The organism is Geodermatophilus sp. SYSU D01186 (assembly GCF_054050215.1).
This window is the reverse complement of record NZ_JBJGYW010000009.1, coordinates 42,911-59,457: the sequence shown is the minus strand read 5'-3', so window position 1 is coordinate 59,457 and position 16,547 is coordinate 42,911. Positions and strand designations below refer to the sequence as shown.

The window sequence follows — 16,547 nt, the reverse complement described above, 5'->3', positions numbered from 1 at the left end:
GGGTGCGGGCGGCCTTTGCCGGCGTGGTCCTGATCGCCTCCCCACGCTCGGGCGGTGCGCGGAATGCGCCTCCAGCACCGCCGCGGGTGGGGTTGCCGCTCACGCTCCTTCCGCGCGGCGACGTCGTCGCGGAGCGCCGCGTGCAGCCGCCGCCACCAACTGGCCATCGGCGGTCCACGCGGTGAACCAGCGAGAGGCGGCGTTCCAGAGGGCCAGCCGATGCGGGACGTGCCGCTCGGCACAGCCGCTGCGCAGCACATACTGGAGTGTGTCCAGCAGCAGCCGGCGGTCGTCGCACTTCGGCGGCTGTTCGCCATGCCGTGTGCGCGCACCGGACCATCACCACGCCCGCGGAACCACCCCCCCCCGTCGATCCGGGGCACCAGCCAGTCAGGTCGTCGCGGAGCGCGCCGAGTCGCCCGCCCATGCGATCACCTCGCCGGAGGCCCAGTGGAGCTGGGCCCCGATGGGTCACGGTCATCAACAGGCAGCGAAGTGCTGCTCGGGACGTCACCGTGGCTCCCGGCGGAACCGCGTGGGAGCTCCCAGGAAGACCGCCGCGCTGACTCCGGCCATGCACACCGGAACGACGCCGAGGGCAGCGGACCAGCCGAGTGGACCGGCTCCCACAATGCCGATGAGCCAGGGAACGAGTGCGCCGCCGACGCCACCGAGCGCGATGGCGCCGCCGAAGGCGGTCCCCTCCATGCCGGCGAACCCCCGGCTGCTCTCGCCGAGCAGGATGGCGAACAGCCCGGAGAAGGCCAGGCCGGCGCAGGCGACCCAGGCAGTGGTCAGGACGAGCGGTGCGGGCACGAGGACCAGGGCAGAGGACACCGCACCGGCAGCGGACAGGACCAGGATCAGGGCGCGCCCATCGACCCGGGAGACGACCGCGGCGGCACCCAGCCGGCCCACGGTCATGGCGGTCCAGAAGACGGTCACCACGAGTCCGGACCAGTTGTCGCCACCGGTCACGACCTCGTCGTAGTAGGTAGGCAGCCAGGAGAAGAAGCCGATCTCCGCGCCGACGTACAGTCCCATGCCGGTGCACACGGCGACGAACCAACGGCTGCGCAGCATCTGGCGTAGGGCCTCGGTGTCCACCGCCTCCGTGGTTCGGCCGGCTCGGGGCAGTCGCTGCGCACCCAGGGCCAGGAACAGCAGCCCCGTGGCGGCGGCCAGCACGAGGTAGAGCGCGCGCCAGTCCCACCCGGACGTCAACGCGACGTGAGCCAGTGCCGGACTGCAGGCGGCCCCGACCCCGAAGGCGACGTGCGCGAGGTTGAGCACGAGGGCCCGACGGTGGGGATAGAGGTCGGCGGCCAGCGCACTCGCCACGGTCTCGAGAGCTCCGCTGCCGAACCCGATCACCACCGAGGCGACCAGCGCCACGGGCAGCGTCGCGGCCAGCCCGAACACCAGCAGACCGGTGCCGTAGCAGGACAGCGAGAGGAGGAGCACTGCCCGCCGACCCCACCGGTCGGACAGATAGCCGCAGAGCAGCACGCCGACGACGAACCCGGTGAAGTTGGTCGGGAAGAGCCGGGCTGCCACCGCCGACCCCTCCCCGAAGGCGGCGCCGATCGCCGGCAGGGCCACGCTGACCGCCCCGAGGTAGGCCGCGTAGAGGAACAGGGCCCCGCAGCAGGTGGCGAGCAGCAGCGGCAGCAGTGTCGGCTTGCGGGTCGGGACCCCGGCCGGAGCGGACGTGGAGGGCCGGGACATCCCGTCGACCTCAGGCGGGTAGGGAAGCGGTGAGCGTGGACTGCTGCAGGTCCTGCATCCGGCGCATCAGCGCGATGCTGAGCGCGGCCCGCCGGACCCGCTCCCGCGCAGTCTCCAGGACGACCCCGCGCAGGTGCCCGCCGGACGGGTAGATCCCGGGGGCGTTGCGCACGCTGTACTTGAGGTGCACCGGTGCGGCGAGCCGGACCAGGTCGGCGGCGTCGTAGTGCCGCACCGTCCCGCCGAGGTCGTCGGGAGCCTCCACGTACACGTCCAGCGGCACGTCGACCGCTGCCCGGATGGCCGCGATCTGGGCCAGTGACAGGTCGACCGGCAGGTTCAGGGTGTTCGCCCCCAGGTCCTCGAGCACGCGGGCGGCGGCCGGGTTGGCGGCGGGCAGCATCACCGACGTCTTCACCACCAGGTCAGCCGGCAGGTCGCCGGAGGCGCGCAGGTCACGGACGACGGCGAGCAGCCCGAGGTCCCCGATGAGGATGCTGCGCACTCCCAGTTCGCACCCGCGGACGATGTCCTGCAGGGCGAACCACAGCTGGTCAGCTCCCCGCAGCGAGCCGGCTGCCACCCGGCCGTTGGTGCTGGACACCTGGATGCCGGTGTCCCACCCCGCGCGTGGGCCGACGAACAGGCTGACCTCCACGTCGTTCGCGACGCCGAGGGACACCATCTCGGTGATCTCGGCGTCGCTGAGCAGCATCATCCCGCTGCCCTGGCTGACCCGGTGGACGCGCAGGTCGTGCTCGCGCGCGGCGTCGAGGACCATGCCCAGGGCCTCGGGTCCCTCGACGGAGGCGATCTCGATGTGGAAGGGGGCACCATCCGGGAACCGGCCCAGGGCGGCGCCGTCGGGGTGCTGCTCCCGCACGGGGAGTCCGGCAGCGTGGAGTGCGGCGGAGATGCGGTCGGGCACGGTCGCTCCTATCAGACGAGGGGGGCCGGGACGCGCCCGGTCAGCAGGTGGAGGCACTCGAACAGGAAGAACGAGCCGAAGATCAGTTCGGCGGAGGTCACGGCGTCCTGCGGCCGGGCTTCCGGGCGCGGGTTGAAGCAGCCGTCGAGCAGCCGGCCGGGTGACGTCGCCGCCCCGGCGCGGTGCGGCGTCAGGTGGTGGTCGACCAGGGCCTCGACGGTCCGCCGGCCGGCGTCGGTGTAGCGGCTGCCGGCCTCGCCGAGGGCGGCTCCGAGCCGCAGCAGCCCACTGGCCACGATCGCGGTCCCGGAGGTGTCACGGTGCGTCTCGGGGATGCGGGGGTCGTCGAAGTCCCAGAAGGCGACCAGGTCGTCAGGAACGGACTCGAGCCACCAGTCGGCAACGCGCACCGCGATGGGTGTCCACACGTCATCCCCCGGCATCCGGCACGCGGCCACCGCGGCATAGAGGACGGCCCACGCCTGGGCCCGGCACCACGTGCTCGTGTCCGAAAAGCCCTTGTGGGTGTGGGTGTGCAGGACCTGACCGGTCGCGGCGTCGAGTTCACTGGACTGCACCACCGATCCGTCCGCCCGGACATGGATGTCCAGGACACGGGCGGTGTGTGCGCGGGCCACCTCGGCGTACCGTGGCTCACCGGTCACGTCGTACGCCCAGATCAGCAGCGGCGTTGCCTGGAGCGAGTCGATGCTGGACGAGGCCGTGCCCACGGCATGGGACTCCTCCGCCTGCGGACCGAGGGGTATGAGCCCGAGCGCGGGGTCGTACATCTCGACGAGGCTCTGCGCCGCCTCGAGAGCGAGTGCGCGGGCGGATTCGTCGCCGGTCAGCACGTCGCCGAGGGCGACCCCGTGGAAGAACCCGAAGCCCTTGAAGGCGGTGGCCCGTCCGGCCCGGCTGCGCATCCGCTCGCACCAGTGCCGGGCCTCGGCTGTGTAGCGGGGGTTGGCCGTCGTCCGCGCGGCGTACCACAACATCCCCGGCCACGCGCCACCGGTCCAGTCGCCGTCCTCGGTGCAGAGCCACTCCCCGGTCGCGGGGTCGGCCCAGTGGGGAAAGCCCGGCAGATCCGCGGCGAGCATCTCGTCGACCCGCTGGAGCATGAGCCCGCGCGCCTCCTCCAGTCGCGCCGCATACCCAACCGTAGATTCCGTATTCTGGAAAAATGACTCCACGTGAAGGAACTGTAGTGACGTCGGCTGATGGTGACAAGCGCCACGGCGGTGAGGCGAGGGGTGCCCGGTGTCCACCCCGACGACTGCTGCGTCTGGCCCTGGACGTGGCGCACCGCCACCGACGAGCCGGGGTCGTGGCCCAGGGTCAGGGGTGCGACCTGGGCGGCCGCGGGCCGGCGCGGGACCGCCCGGCTCGGGTGGACGTCCGTGCGTTGACGGATGGCCGAGTCGCGGGGGAACCTCCGTCGCGCAATCGGTCGATCGGACGGGTCCGCCCTGCGGACTGGGGAAGGACCACCTCCACCATGGCAACCATGCGCGCGCTGCGCGGCGTCATCCCGGCCCACCTGCTGCCGTTCACCTCGGACCTCGAGATCGACGAGCCCAACCTCCGTCGTCACCTCCGGGCACTCCTCGATCTCGACGGGATCGGCGGCATCACGACGAACGCGCACGCCTCCGAGGTCGCCACGCTGACGGCCGACGAGCAGCGTCGGCTCCTGGAGATCGTCCTCGAGGAAGCCGGCGGCGACGTGCCGGTCATCTCCGGCGTCTACCAGGACGGCTCGATGAAGGCCGCCCGGATCGCAGTGGAGGCAGAACGGTCAGGCGCGGATGCTCTGCTCGTCTTCCCTTCGACGGTCTTCGAGGGCGGATCGCAGCTGCGGCCCGAGATGGTCTTCGCTCACTATGCCGAGATCGCATCGGCGACGGCGCTGCCGATCATCGCGTTCGCCTACCCGGCGACCTCCGGCCTGCGACTGACCACCGACACCCTGGTCCGGATCTGCTCCGAGATCGACAACGTGGTCGCGGTCAAGGAGTGGTCGAACGACATCGTCGTCTACGAGCGGAACCTCCGAGCGCTGAAGAGCTTGGACAAGGACGTCGCCGTCCTGTCGAGCTTCAGCCGCTCATTGCTGACCTCGCTCGTGCTCGGCGCAGACGGCATCCTGTCCGGCCACGGCAGCATCGTGGCCGACCTCCACGTCGAGCTGTGGCGTGCGGTCGAGAAGCAGGACCTGACGGAGGCCCGACGCGTCTGGGATCGCATCCAGCCGCTGGCCGAGCTCTGCTACGACGCCCCCATCCTCGACATGCACAACCGGATGAAGGTCGTCCTGGCGACGCTCGGCCGGATCGATGCCCCGCACGTCCGACCGCCGCTGCAGCCGATCCGCGACGTGGAGGTTGCACGCATCGAGTTCGTCGTGGCCCAGGCAGGCCTGCGCCACGGCTGAACCCCACAACTGTCTCGAGACGGAAGCCGGTCGGGGTACCGGACGAATCATCGGCCAGACCACCGACCACCTGGTCGTGCTCTGCGCTGACCGCTGCAGATGAGGAGACGACGTGCCACGGCAGGACTGGTCTTCAGGGGCATGGCTGAACGAACCGCTCCACCACATCGACGCACTCGGCCGCCTGGTCGTGAAGACACGAGACGGTAGCGACTTCTGGCGTCAGACCAGCTACGGGTTCACTCGCGACAGCGGTCACGCACTGCTGTGGCCTCTACCGCCCGGATCTGCCGTGGAGGTCTCGTTCGTCGGCGACCTGACGCAGCTCTACGACCAGGCCGGGATCCTGGTCCGCGTCGACGAGGCGACGTGGACGAAGGCCGGCCTGGAGTTCACCGACGGAGCAGCTCACCTGGGAGCCGTGGTCACCCGCGCGGTCTCCGACTGGTCGACCTCTCCGGTGCCGACCTGGTCGGGACGGGAGGTCACGCTCCGAGTCAGCCGCGCAGGCGATGCCATCACCATCCGCGCTCGGGTGGAACATGAGCCCTGGATCATGATCCGACTCGCGCCGCTCGACGCCGGGGCGGACGCGTTCGCCGGCCCGTACTGCTGCTCCCCTGAGCGGGGAGGATTCGAGGTGACGTTCACCGGGGCGTCGACGGGGCCGGCGGACCCGGGACTGCACCAGCCTCCCGACTGAGCCTCTTCGCACTCGGCGGAGGGTGTCCCGTGCCTTCGGGGCATCCCGCCGTCCAGCTGGATGGAGCCGGTCCGGGCTCGCCACCGGGCAGCGGGGCCCAGTCCCGAGTCCGCACGGTAGGCGGCCTGCTGCTGCCAGGCGCGACGTCGTCCACCACCCTTGTCGCTCACGGGACAGTCGGCTGTGGGTCCGCCCCGCCCAGGCGTGGGCGTCGCGCCCGATCGCTTCGCCGAGCGGTGGCCTGGAGGTGGCCGCGCCGCGACCACACGTGGCCTTGACACGCTCCAGGCGGCCTCCTAGCGTCCGTCTTCCGAGATACGGGTGGATTTTTCCGAGCTTCGGAAACGCGCCAGGAGTGGTCGGCGTGCCTCTCCTCGTCGGCGCACCTCCGGCCGACGGAACACAGGCCGGCTCCGCCGGACAGCGCCCAGCGTCTGCCGTCTGATGAGCGAAGGTGAGGAGCGCGTCGTGAAGGTGCGTGGAGCCGTCTGTCACGAGGTCGGGTCGGAGTGGTCGGTCGAGGAGCTCGAGCTCCATCCGCCCAAGGACAACGAGGTCCTGGTGAAGGTGATGGCGTCGGGCCTGTGCCACTCCGACGAGCACCTGCTCACCGGCGACCTGCCCAGCGTGTACCCGGTGGTCGGAGGGCATGAAGGCTCCGGGATCGTGGAGGCGGTCGGGCCGGGGGTGACCCGGGTCAAGCCCGGCGACCACGTCACGACGGCGTTCATCCCGGGGTGCGGCACGTGCGACTGGTGCGCCCGCGGATGGCAGTTCATCTGCGACTCCGGCGCGGACGTCTACGAGGGGAAGATGCTCGACGGCAGTCCGCGCTTCCACCTGGCGTCCGGAGAGGGGATCGGGGCGATGCAGCGCCTCGGGACCTTCTCCAACTACTTGGTGACGCACGAGTCGCAATGCATCAAGATCGACGATGACCTGCCGTTCGCCGAGGCAGCGCTGGTCGCCTGCGGCGTCACGACCGGTTGGGGCTCCGTGGTCTACGCGGGCGGGGCGCAACCCGGCGACGTCGTTCTCGTCCTCGGAGCGGGCGGGGTGGGCATGAACGCCGTGCAGGGGGCCGGGCATGCCGGGGCGCGCCTGGTGATCGTGGTCGATCCGGTCAAGCTGAAGCGCGACGTCGCCGAGACCATGGGTGCCACCCATACGTTCGCTTCCCTCGACGAGGCGCTGCCGTGCCTGCAGCACGAGACGAACGGCCAAGGTGCAGACGTTGTCATCATCACCATTGGGCGCGTCGATCCGCAGCACGTGAGCGACGCCTTCGACGCCACGCGCAAGATGGGCACCTGCGTGCTCGTGGGTGTCGGCGAGAACGACGCGCTCGTCCCCCTCAAGCTCATTCAGATGCAGGCGTACGCCAAGGTGTTGCGCGGCACCCTGTTCGGGAACTCGAGCCCGACTCGCGACATCCCTCGACTGCTCACCTACTACAAGGCCGGGAAGCTCAAGCTGAGCGAGCTCATCACGAACACGTACAAGCTGGACGAGGTCAACCAGGCCTACGAGGACCTGCGCAACGGGCTCAACGTCCGCGGTGTCATCCTCCACGATCACTGACGCGAACGGCGATCAACCGAGGGCGGCAGAGCCGGCTTGTGCGCGGGCGAGTCCCGTGCGTGACGAACATGGCGGTAGGGACGCACCCCCTCCTGTCGGCGTGCGTGTGGACCAGGCCCCAGACGGGCCGGCCGCGCCCGACTGCGTACGCCTTGAGAAGCGCGGCGATCTCCTCATCGGTCAGGATCGGCCCCGGCTCATCAGGCGGCCTGGAGATCTCGATGCCGTCGGTGGGGGCCTTCTCCAGTTCTCCTTCAGTGACCAGCCAGCGGTAGACCCGGCGCATCCCGGGCAGTCGCGTGCCGACGTTGGAGGGCTCGCACGTCTCGGTCAGCTCGGCCAGCCACGCGGCGACCGCGTGCCGGGTCAGCTCGTCCAGCGTTGCCGCCCGGCCGCGGTCGGTCAGCCAGCGGCCGTAGTACCGGACTGACTGGGAGTACAGCCCGATGGTCCGCGGCGCCTTGGCGGCGGCCCGGAGGTGCCGTCGGAACGACACCAGCAAGTCTTCCCGCCGCACGGCCACGGCGGCAGGTCATCGGGCGAGTCAGCGCTGTGCTAGATCGTCGACGGCGCCCGGATCATGCATCGTCACTGGTCACCCGCCTGGCGCGGCTGGGCTGGACCCGCATCGGCTCGCCCGGCATCTTCTGCTGCATGAGTGGTGCCCACCTGGCTCTCGGAGAGTACCTGGGTCATCTTCAGGGACACCGAGCTTCGTGACCGGCGTCGCGGAACGTCCCTGACTCGCTTTGTGTCCACCCAAAGACGCGCCCGAGCGCGGGAGAGGACTACAGCAGCCCGAACAGCAACGCGATACGAATGAGGCCGTACCGGGCCGGACGACGGCGAACGCCGCAACTGTCTGGCCTGCGCGAACAGCACAGCCCCGGATGCCGGTGAACTCCGGGCACGTGACTGGCAGGTGTGAAGGAGGTGTTGCGTGAGGTCGAGCGGTGGCCGGGGTGGGGGGTCGACGGTGGGCGCCTGGTCCACGGGCCGCTAACCGTCGGGGCCCGGGGCCGGGGTGGAGCAGCCGCGGATCCCTCCGACCGAGGAGGTGGTGACCGAGCTCGAGCCGAGCCGATCATCCACCTGTGTGGCAAGTGGCCCGGTCGTCCGCGCCCCGCTCGGAGCGCGTCGCCGCGGGACCACGGCCAGTCGCAAGGCCCGGTCGAAACGTTGGACAGTCGCCGTGCGGTCCGTCGTCCGTGCTGGTGGCCCGGGTTCTCGCCAGCAGGTGCGTTCGTCGCGCTCAGACGATGAGCGGGAGTCGCGGGTCGGGATGCGCCTCGCGGCCAGAGGCGGCGCGGACCCAGGCGACGGCGTCCCCCAGGTCCGTGGGCCGACCGGCGACGGTGCGGCGGGCCAGCACGTCGTCGAGGATCGCCGCGGTGACGTCGATGCCCTCGGGGGTCGCCACCATGGGTCGGTCCAGGGCGTCGGTGAGGTCGATGCCGTGGACCACCGCCTCGACGACCCGGGTCGGCACCCACTCGTCCAGGCGCATGAGCGCGAAGAAGCCCGAGCCGATCGTGTCCGGCGGGTGCTGCCGGATCCCACGCAGGCTGGCAGCGAAGGTGGCAAGGGTCCGCTCGACCAGGCTGGCTTGGTCGTGTGTGGCGGCGTGCCCGACGGCGTACGCGTAGACGACGGGGGCGACCTGGCTGCGGTCGGCGATGAAGAAGCTGGCCCGGTCACGGCCGGGCTGGCCCGCCTGGATGCTGTCGAGCAGCCCGAGGGTCAGGCCTATGGAGATGTCGATGTGCGCCACCAGGTCGGCCACCCGCCACCGGGGGACACCGTCGCCCTCCGGGATCAGCCGTGTGGAGCGTTCCCAGTCGGCATCGGAGAGCGCCTCCAGGAGGCTCCCCACGGCGTCGAGTTCACGGCGGAGGATCTCGACGGCGTCGACCTGACCGTGGCTCATGGCATCCTCCGGGCCCTGCGCTGGACCGTCGCGGCGCACTGTCTGCCCATCCGGGGTCACTGTCAAGGCAGAGCCGGGTCAAGCCCGCGGCGTGGGCGTCAGCGCCGGATGTCGGACCGGTAGCCGATCGGAACAGCTCCACCCACCCGCGCGTCAGGGTCCACGGGCCGCCGGGGGCCAGCAGCGTCACCACGATGGTGACACCGCCCACGACGACGAGGTGGCAGCTGCCCAGGTCGGCCAGGCCGTCCTGGAGGAGGTGGAAGACGAGCGCCCGAGCAACGGCCCCTCGATGGTCCCGATGCCGCCGATGACGACGATGACGATCATCATCGCCGAGTAGTCGACGCTGCAGATCGCGCCCGGCTGGACCCGCAGGGTGTTGGCCACGGACATCGCGCCGGCCAGCCCGCGGCCGCGTTCCGCAGCGCAGGTCAGCAACGACTGACCCGATCGGCGTGCGCATGCCCTGCCGACCGGGTTGCTGGTCGGGGGAGGGGCCGTGCCGACAGGAGCGTCGCCGGGGGCGGGTGGTGCGGACGGGACACCGGGCGATCTCAGCCTGTGGTCGGCCGGCGCGCTGACCGCCGCGGCCCCGAGCGCGTCCACCGCGTGCGCAAGCCGGCGGAGGGCACCGGCTCTGGTGAACGCAGTAGGGCGGCCAGGCGGCCGGCCACGAGATGCATGCGGTCAACACCGGGCTGAGCGGCGGTCTCGTCGCTGCCTGTGGTGACCTCCCAGAGTTCGCCGAGCTCCGCGCTCGGTCCCGGCAGTCGGCGCGACACCGCGGCGCAGGACCCGTCGACCGGCTCGGCCGGTCGTCGGGTCGGACCGGTGACCGGCCCCCTCAGCCGACAGCGTCGGAGACGTCCTCGGACGGCGGCTTCGGTGCACTCAGGCGTGACTCCCAGTCCGCGCCCACCTCGTCCTTCAACTGCTGCACGAGTTCGAGGCCGCGCTCGGCCCACTCGATCTCGGCCTGCGCCCGTCCGATGAGGCCGCTGTACACGTGGGTCTTGTAGGCGACGATGGCGTCGTGGGCGCTCTCCGGTGCCCGCCGCAACCGTTCCCGCATCAGGACCGTGTTCCGCCGCCGCAGGTCCTCGGCGTGGGCTGACCACTGCCGCTCCAGCCGCTGGTAGTGCCGCAGGTGCTCCTCGAACTGTGCGCGTGCCGCCTCGAACGAGGCGTACTCCAGGTACGTCGCCTTGAGGTAGGCGGCGTTCCGCTCCAGCACCGGGGCCTGGACGTCCTCGAGCCAGCGCTGCAGATCGGCGCAGCCGGCCGGCGTGATCGAGTACGTCCGCTTGGTGCCCCGGTTGCCCCGGGGAGTGGAGACGGCCTCGACAAGGCCCTCGTCCTCCAAGCGCTTGAGCTCGGGGTAGATCTGCGGGTGGGAGGCGTGCCACACCGAGGAGACCGACGCGTCGAAGTGCTTCGCCAGCTCGTATCCGGTCATGGGGCGCACCTCGACCAGCGCCAGCAGTGCGTGACGGAGCGACAAGGCCCGACTCCTCTCCTGCCCAGCGTGGCCGATCCGCGTGGAGTGCGGCCTCTCGGGACGCTAACGCACCGCGGGCTGCTCTAGAAGGACTTAGTAAGGATTTATGTCAGCGTTGACATACTTGTGTGACCGTCGTTACGTTCCTCGGCGTCGCACTGCCGGCGCTCGGGACGTTCGCGAGCGACCGTCCGGCGGCCCGGCGGAGGCCTCGGGCACGCGGATCCGGCGGCGGCTCGACCTGCGTCTGGCACTTCCCGGGCGCCCGACATCGGGGCGCCGTGCACCCACCGAACCCGGCCCGCCCGGCCACACATCTTGAGGAGTCGGCAATGCGCAAGGCGCTCACAGTTCTCGGGGCAGCGATGGTCGTGGTGGTGGCCGCGTGCGGCACCGAGGGAGAGTCGGCCCCGGCCGGGGAAGGGGGATCCGGGCTGCAGGACGTGACCGTGGGCGTCAGCACGGTCGTCGACGTGGCCCCGGTCTACCTCGGGATCAGCGAGGGGATCTTCGAGGAGCACGGGCTGGAGGTGACCCCCCAGACCACCTCCGGTGGCGGTGCCGCGCTCCTCCCGTTGGTCCTCAACGGCGAGGTGGACTTCGCCTACGGGAACGTGGTCTCGCTGCTGAAGGCACGCGAGGAGGGGCTCGACGTGCGGGCCGTCACCCATGGCAGCTCGTCGCCGGGCCGGCAGGCCGGCACGGGCCTGATCCTGGTCGGCGGGGACAGCCCCGTCCAGGACGCTGCCGACCTCGAGGGCAAGACCGTCGCGGTCAACTCGCTCGCCAGCCTGACCGAGGTCATGGTCCACGCCGCCATCGAGCGGGCCGGCGGTGACCCGGCGAAGGTCACCCTCGTGGAGCTCCCGGTGAGTGACATGATCCCCGCGCTCGAGCGCGGTGAGGTCGACGCCATCACCGAGTACGAGCCCTTCGGGACGATCGCCAAGCAGGCCGGTGCGCGGCCGGTCGCCTACACCTTCGACCTGACGGAGACCGACACCCTCATCGCGTCCTACTTCACCAGCGGGACGCTCGCCGAGCAGGACCCCGAGCTCGTGGAGACCTTCAAGGCCGCCATGAACGAGGCCCTGGACTTCGCGCAGGACCACCCCGAGGCGGTCCGGGAGGCCGTCGACTCCTACATGGACCTCGATCCCGCGGTCACGGCCGAGCTCACCCTGCCCGGCTTCGGGTCGGACCTCGACCAGGACGCGCTCCGGGAGATCGCCGGCATCGCGCGGGAGCGAGGGCTGCTCGAGGAGGAGCCCCAGGTCGAGCAGCTGCTGGTCGAGGACCAGTGACGGTGTCCACCACCTGCCAGGACACCGCAGTCCCGGCGCACGTCGACGAGGGGTGGATCGAGGCCGGCGGGATCACCACGCGCTACCTGGAAGCCGGCTCGCGTGCCGCTGAGCCGGTCGTCCTCCTCCACGACGGGACCTGGGGCGGGGCCAGTTCGGTCACCTGGGCGAACGTCGTCGCCGACCTGGCCGAGGAGTTCCACGTCCTGGCCCCGGACACGCTGGGGTTCGGGGGGACGGACAAGGTCGTCTACGTCGACCGCGCCCAGTACGGGCCCCGCATGCGTCACCTGGCGGCGTTCCTGCGCGCCAAGCAGGTGGAGCGCCCGGCCCACCTCGTGGGGAGTTCCTTCGGTGGGTCGCTCGCGCTGCGCATCCTGGGGGAGCGCTTCCTCGACCTGGCGTCCGTCGTGAGCATCTGTGGCACGGGCGGCCCGTGGCGCACGGCGCTGTCGCGGGCGGAGCTGGGCCGGTGGGCCGGCACGGAAGCCGACCTGCGGCGCATCGTCGACCTGCTGATCGATCCGACCGACCGCTACGAGGCGCAGGTCGCCGAGCGGCTGACCTGGGCGTCCGACCCCGGGCACTACCGGGCGCTCGCAGCCGTGTCCGCTCCGGTCCCGGAACCCCTCGTGCGGAACCGTGAGGACGACGGCTGGCCGGGTCGGCTCGCCGGGGCGACGACTCCGGTCCTGCTGGTCCGTGGATCCCGTGATCCCTTGCTGGAGCCGGACTGGCACGAGCGCCTGACCGCGGTCCTGCCGCACGCGCAGGTGCGGACGCTGGACTGCAAGCACGCGCCGCAGATCGACCACCCCCAACTGCTCATGCCGGTGCTCACCGGGTTCCTGCGCTCGTGCCGCCACCCGGGAGCCGGCGCCGGGGGCTAGGTCCAGGCGGCCCTCGATGTGCACGGATCGCCGGCGGCCCGTGCACCACCCACGGAAGGAAGGTGTTGCTTCGATGGCGATCGCGAACAGCAGGGCTGGGCTCGAGGGTGCAGTCGACGCCGAGAGGCTGGCCGAGTACCTGAAGGACGCACACCTGCCGAGCCTCATCCCCGCACTTGCGTTCGCCAGCGGGGACCTGTCCCTGCTGCGTGAGGAGTTCCGACCTGGCTCGGTCTCGGCGGCCGTGGGTCTGGGGGTCGAGGAGGACCTCTCGTGGGAGATCCAGGCCGCGGCCCGGGAGATGTGCGCGGAGGCCATCGTGCGGCTCCGCCAGCAGTCCGGCGCAGCGGCGGACGGACTGAGCGACGCCGACGTCAGCCGGATCATGGAGTACATGGTCGGGCCGGTCCCGGAGGGCTACCTACCGGTCCTGCTCCACCAACTCGGCCACCCCCGGGACGTGAGCGCGCCGACGTGGACCAAGCAGGAGCTCGCCCCCGACCGCCCGTTCCGCGTCGCCGTCATCGGGGCGGGGATGTCCGGTCTGGCGACCGCCCACCGGCTCACGCAGGCCGGCATCCCCTTCGTGGTCTTCGAGCGGCAGTCCGAACTCGGCGGCGTGTGGACGGCGAACGACTATCCCGGATGCCGTCTCGACACGAGCAACTTCGCCTACAGCTACTCCTTCTACCAACAGGGTGACTGGAAGGACAACTACTCCCGGCGAGAGGAGATCTGGGACTACCTCAAACGCTGCGCCCGAGATCTCGGGCTCGAGGAGAACATCCGGTTCCGCACCGAGGTGGTGTCGGCCCGGTGGGACGACGACACGAGGACGTGGGTGGTCCGGGTCCGCACGGACGGCCGACCGGCTAAGGAACTCCGGTTCCAGGCCGTCATCAGCGCCGTCGGCCAGCTGAGCGAACCCAACATCCCCACCATCGAAGGCCTCGACCGCTTCGAGGGCGCCACCTGGCACACGGCGGAGTGGGACAAGGACGTCGACCTGACCGGGAAACGGGTCGCGGTCGTCGGTACCGGCGCCAGCGCCTTCCAGGTCATCCCGAAGGTCGCCGAGGTGGCCGAGACGGTCACCGTGTTCCAGCGGACGCCCCCCTGGGTGGTGCCCAGCCCGGGGTACAACAGCTCACTGCCCACGGGTCAGGCGTGGCTGTTCGCGAACGTGCCGCACTACCACCGGTGGTTCCGCGTCCACCAGTTCTTCACCAGCATCGACAGCCGGCGGCCGTACGCCGTCGTCGATCCGGAGTGGGACCACCCGGTGTCGGTGTCGGCGAAGAACGAGGCGCTCCGGCAGGGGCTGCTCGCTCACCTCGAGCGTTCGCTCGGGGACCGTCCGGACGTGCTGGCCAAGGTGACGCCCGCCTACCCGCCGTACGCCAAGCGGATGCTGCGGGACGACGGCCTGTGGATGGAGACCCTCAAGCGCGACGACGTCCACATCGTCACCGAGGCCATCGCGCGGGCCAACCCCACCGGTCTCCAGACCGTGGACGGCACCGTTCACGAGGTGGACGTGATCGTCTTCGGCACGGGTTTCCGGGCGTCGGACTTCCTGTCCTCGATCAGCGTGACCGGCCGTGACGGCATCGACCTGCACGAGCAGTGGGGCGGTGACGCGCGCGCCTACTACGGGATCAGCGTGCCCGACTTCCCGAACCTCTTCTGCCTCTACGGGCCCAACACGAACCTGATCGCCAACGGCAGTCTGGTCATGTTCTCCGAGGCGGCGATCGACTACGTCCTGGCGTGCATCCGCATGCTCTTCGATGAGGGGCGGGACGCCATCCAGGTGGACCGGCGCGCGTTCGAGGAGTTCAACGAGCGCATCGATGCCGCCTGCCGCTCGATGGCCTACGGACTGTCGTCGGTGAACAGCTGGTACAAGAACGCGACCGGCCGCGTCTCGCAGAACTGGCCGCTGCACAGTCTCGAGTACTGGAAGGGCACCCACCAGCTCGACCGGGAGGACTTCGAGCTCCTGTAGTCGGTCGCAACAGCCGTGGCCGTCCCTACGCACGTGAGGACCCGACGTGAGCATCCCGACCCCCGTGGCCTGTGACGTGGTGCGGCGGACGGCGGCGTGATCACTGGAGAGGGCCGACGGGCGGAGGGTGCGGTGGGGACGGCCGGCGGAACGGCCGTCCGCGCAACCCCGGACCTCGGTGCGGCGCTGCTCGTCCCTTTGTGCGTCGGCGCAGTGCTGAACCCGGTCAACTCCACGATGATCGCGACCGCGTTGTCGCCGATCGGACGGGAGTTCGGCGTCGGCGCGGCGGCGACGGCGTGGCTGATCTCGGTCATGTACCTGTCCAGCGCGATCGGCCAGCCGGTCGCGGGCCGGCTCGCAGACCAGTTCGGCCCACGGCGGGTGTTCCTCGCCGGCGCCGTGCTCGTCGCGGTCGCCGGAGTCATCGGTGCCCTCGGGCCGACCTTCGGCTGGATCGTGGCCGCCCGTGCCGTCGTCGGCCTCGGTACCGGGGCGCTCTACCCGGCCGCCGTCAGCCTGGTGCGGGAGCAGGCCGACCGGTTGGGGATCCAGGTCCCTGCCCGGGCCCTCGGCCTGCTCAACACCACCGGCCTGGTGACCCTCGCGGTCGGCCCCCCGCTCGGCGGGATCCTGGTGGACACGGTCGGGTGGCGTGCGGTGTTCGCCATCAACGTCCCCCTCGGTCTCCTCGTGACGGCGCTCGCGCTGCGACACCTGCCGCGGTCGCGCCGGCGGGAGAGGCAGGCCGCCGCGTGGCGGATGCTGGACCTGCCCGGCGTCGCGCTGTTCAGCGGGGCGGTGACCCTGATGCTCCTCGTGCTCACCGAGCTGCCCCGCCCCCGGTGGTGCCTCGCCTCTGGGCTCGCGGTCTGCGTCGTCCTGCTCGTGGTCGTCGAGCGGCGATCCCGTGTCCCGTTCCTCGACGTCCGGATGCTGGGCCGCAACCCGGCGCTGGTCGCGACCTATCTGCGGGTGGCCCTGACGTTCGTCGTCGTCTACGGCGTGCTCTTCGGGTTCACGCCGTGGCTGCAGGAGAGCCGGGGGCTGTCGGCGAGCACGGCCGGGTCCGTCCTCCTCGGCATGTCCGCCGTCGGCGCACTCGTCTCCCTCTTCGGGACACGCGGCTCGCGGCCACTGTGGCCGTTGCTCGGCTCTGCCGTGGGACTCCTCGCCGGGAGCCTGGCCATGACGGTCCTGGGCTCCGCCACCCCGATCGCCGTCCTGGCGTGCGTGGCCGCCGTCTTCGGCCTCCCCAACGGCATGGGGCTGGTCGCCAACCAGGTCGTGGTCTACCGGGTGGCCCCAGCCGCGCAGGTGGGCGCAGCGACCGGGCTCTTCCGCACCGCGCAGTACACCGGGGCGATGGTGGCCACGAGCATCACTGGCCTCGCCTACGCCCGTTCGGTCAGTGACGCCGGGCTGCACGCCATGGGCTGGGTCTTCAGTACCGCCGGTCTGGTGCTCGTGGCCGCCACCGTGGTTGACCGGACCCTCCGCCGCAGAGGGTGACGGCGAGCCGACCGCGTGGTCCCAGCGT

General features: G+C 71.1%; 14 protein-coding genes and 1 pseudogene. 8 read left to right on the top strand and 7 right to left on the bottom strand.

Annotated elements, in window-relative coordinates; all coding sequences use genetic code 11:
• Window positions 1-99 precede the first annotated feature (99 nt).
• The 4 genes and pseudogenes from ACI784_RS09015 to ACI784_RS09000 all read right to left on the bottom strand — a co-directional run.
• Window positions 100-303 (bottom strand): annotated as a pseudogene (locus ACI784_RS09015) (transposase); the annotation flags it as partial.
• Between the two features lie 207 nt (window positions 304-510).
• A complete protein-coding gene (locus tag ACI784_RS09010; RefSeq protein ID WP_457013202.1) occupies window positions 511-1,728 on the bottom strand; it encodes an MFS transporter in 1,218 nt (405 codons plus the stop codon).
• Window positions 1,729-1,738: 10 nt separating this feature from the next.
• Window positions 1,739-2,656: a U32 family peptidase gene (locus ACI784_RS09005; RefSeq protein ID WP_457013201.1), complete on the bottom strand. Its 918-nt coding sequence runs from the start codon at window positions 2,654-2,656 to the stop codon at window positions 1,739-1,741.
• A gap of 11 nt (window positions 2,657-2,667) precedes the next feature.
• On the bottom strand, window positions 2,668-3,780 hold the full coding sequence (locus ACI784_RS09000) for a glycoside hydrolase family 88 protein (RefSeq protein ID WP_457013200.1): 1,113 nt from the start codon (window positions 3,778-3,780) through the stop codon (window positions 2,668-2,670).
• A gap of 386 nt (window positions 3,781-4,166) precedes the next feature.
• Between ACI784_RS09000 and ACI784_RS08995 the strand changes: the two genes are divergently transcribed.
• The 3 genes from ACI784_RS08995 to ACI784_RS08985 all read left to right on the top strand — a co-directional run bounded on the left by ACI784_RS08995 (window position 4,167) and on the right by ACI784_RS08985 (window position 7,377).
• Window positions 4,167-5,093, top strand: a complete 927-nt coding sequence (locus ACI784_RS08995) for a dihydrodipicolinate synthase family protein (protein ID WP_457013199.1) — start codon at window positions 4,167-4,169, stop codon at window positions 5,091-5,093.
• A 112-nt stretch (window positions 5,094-5,205) separates the two neighbouring features.
• A complete protein-coding gene (locus ACI784_RS08990; protein WP_457013198.1) occupies window positions 5,206-5,796 on the top strand; it encodes a DUF1349 domain-containing protein in 591 nt (196 codons plus the stop codon).
• 444 nt (window positions 5,797-6,240) lie between these two features.
• Complete coding sequence (locus ACI784_RS08985) at window positions 6,241-7,377, top strand: NDMA-dependent alcohol dehydrogenase (protein ID WP_457013197.1); 1,137 nt, start codon at window positions 6,241-6,243, stop codon at window positions 7,375-7,377.
• Here ACI784_RS08985 and ACI784_RS08980 read toward each other — a convergent pair.
• Complete coding sequence (locus ACI784_RS08980; RefSeq protein WP_457013196.1) at window positions 7,358-7,900, bottom strand: phage integrase N-terminal SAM-like domain-containing protein; 543 nt, start codon at window positions 7,898-7,900, stop codon at window positions 7,358-7,360. The two genes, ACI784_RS08985 and ACI784_RS08980, sit on opposite strands and share 20 nt — an antisense overlap.
• A 729-nt stretch (window positions 7,901-8,629) precedes the next feature.
• Window positions 8,630-9,304 carry a maleylpyruvate isomerase N-terminal domain-containing protein gene (locus ACI784_RS08975; protein ID WP_457013195.1) on the bottom strand — a complete coding sequence of 225 codons (675 nt, stop codon included), beginning with the start codon at window positions 9,302-9,304 and terminating at the stop codon, window positions 8,630-8,632.
• A gap of 220 nt (window positions 9,305-9,524) precedes the next feature.
• On the opposite strand from ACI784_RS08975, the gene ACI784_RS08970 reads away from it, so the two are divergent.
• The gene (locus tag ACI784_RS08970) at window positions 9,525-9,647 is read left to right on the top strand and encodes a hypothetical protein (protein ID WP_457013194.1); all 123 of its coding nucleotides are present in this window, start codon (window positions 9,525-9,527) and stop codon (window positions 9,645-9,647) included.
• Window positions 9,648-10,151: 504 nt separating this feature from the next.
• Here the strand turns inward: ACI784_RS08970 and ACI784_RS08965 are convergent.
• Entirely contained in the window at window positions 10,152-10,808 is a 657-nt protein-coding gene (locus tag ACI784_RS08965; RefSeq protein ID WP_456924305.1) for a PadR family transcriptional regulator, read from the bottom strand.
• Window positions 10,809-11,137: 329 nt separating this feature from the next.
• On the opposite strand from ACI784_RS08965, the gene ACI784_RS08960 reads away from it, so the two are divergent.
• The 4 genes from ACI784_RS08960 (at window position 11,138) to ACI784_RS08945 (ending at window position 16,519) form a co-directional block, all read left to right on the top strand.
• Complete coding sequence (locus ACI784_RS08960; RefSeq protein ID WP_457013193.1) at window positions 11,138-12,109, top strand: ABC transporter substrate-binding protein; 972 nt, start codon at window positions 11,138-11,140, stop codon at window positions 12,107-12,109.
• Between the two features lie 2 nt (window positions 12,110-12,111).
• Entirely contained in the window at window positions 12,112-12,999 is an 888-nt protein-coding gene (locus tag ACI784_RS08955) for an alpha/beta fold hydrolase (RefSeq protein WP_457013192.1), read from the top strand.
• 73 nt (window positions 13,000-13,072) lie between these two features.
• Complete coding sequence (locus ACI784_RS08950; RefSeq protein WP_457013191.1) at window positions 13,073-15,007, top strand: flavin-containing monooxygenase; 1,935 nt, start codon at window positions 13,073-13,075, stop codon at window positions 15,005-15,007.
• Between the two features lie 96 nt (window positions 15,008-15,103).
• A complete protein-coding gene (locus ACI784_RS08945) occupies window positions 15,104-16,519 on the top strand; it encodes an MFS transporter (protein ID WP_457013190.1) in 1,416 nt (471 codons plus the stop codon).
• Window positions 16,520-16,547 lie beyond the last annotated feature (28 nt).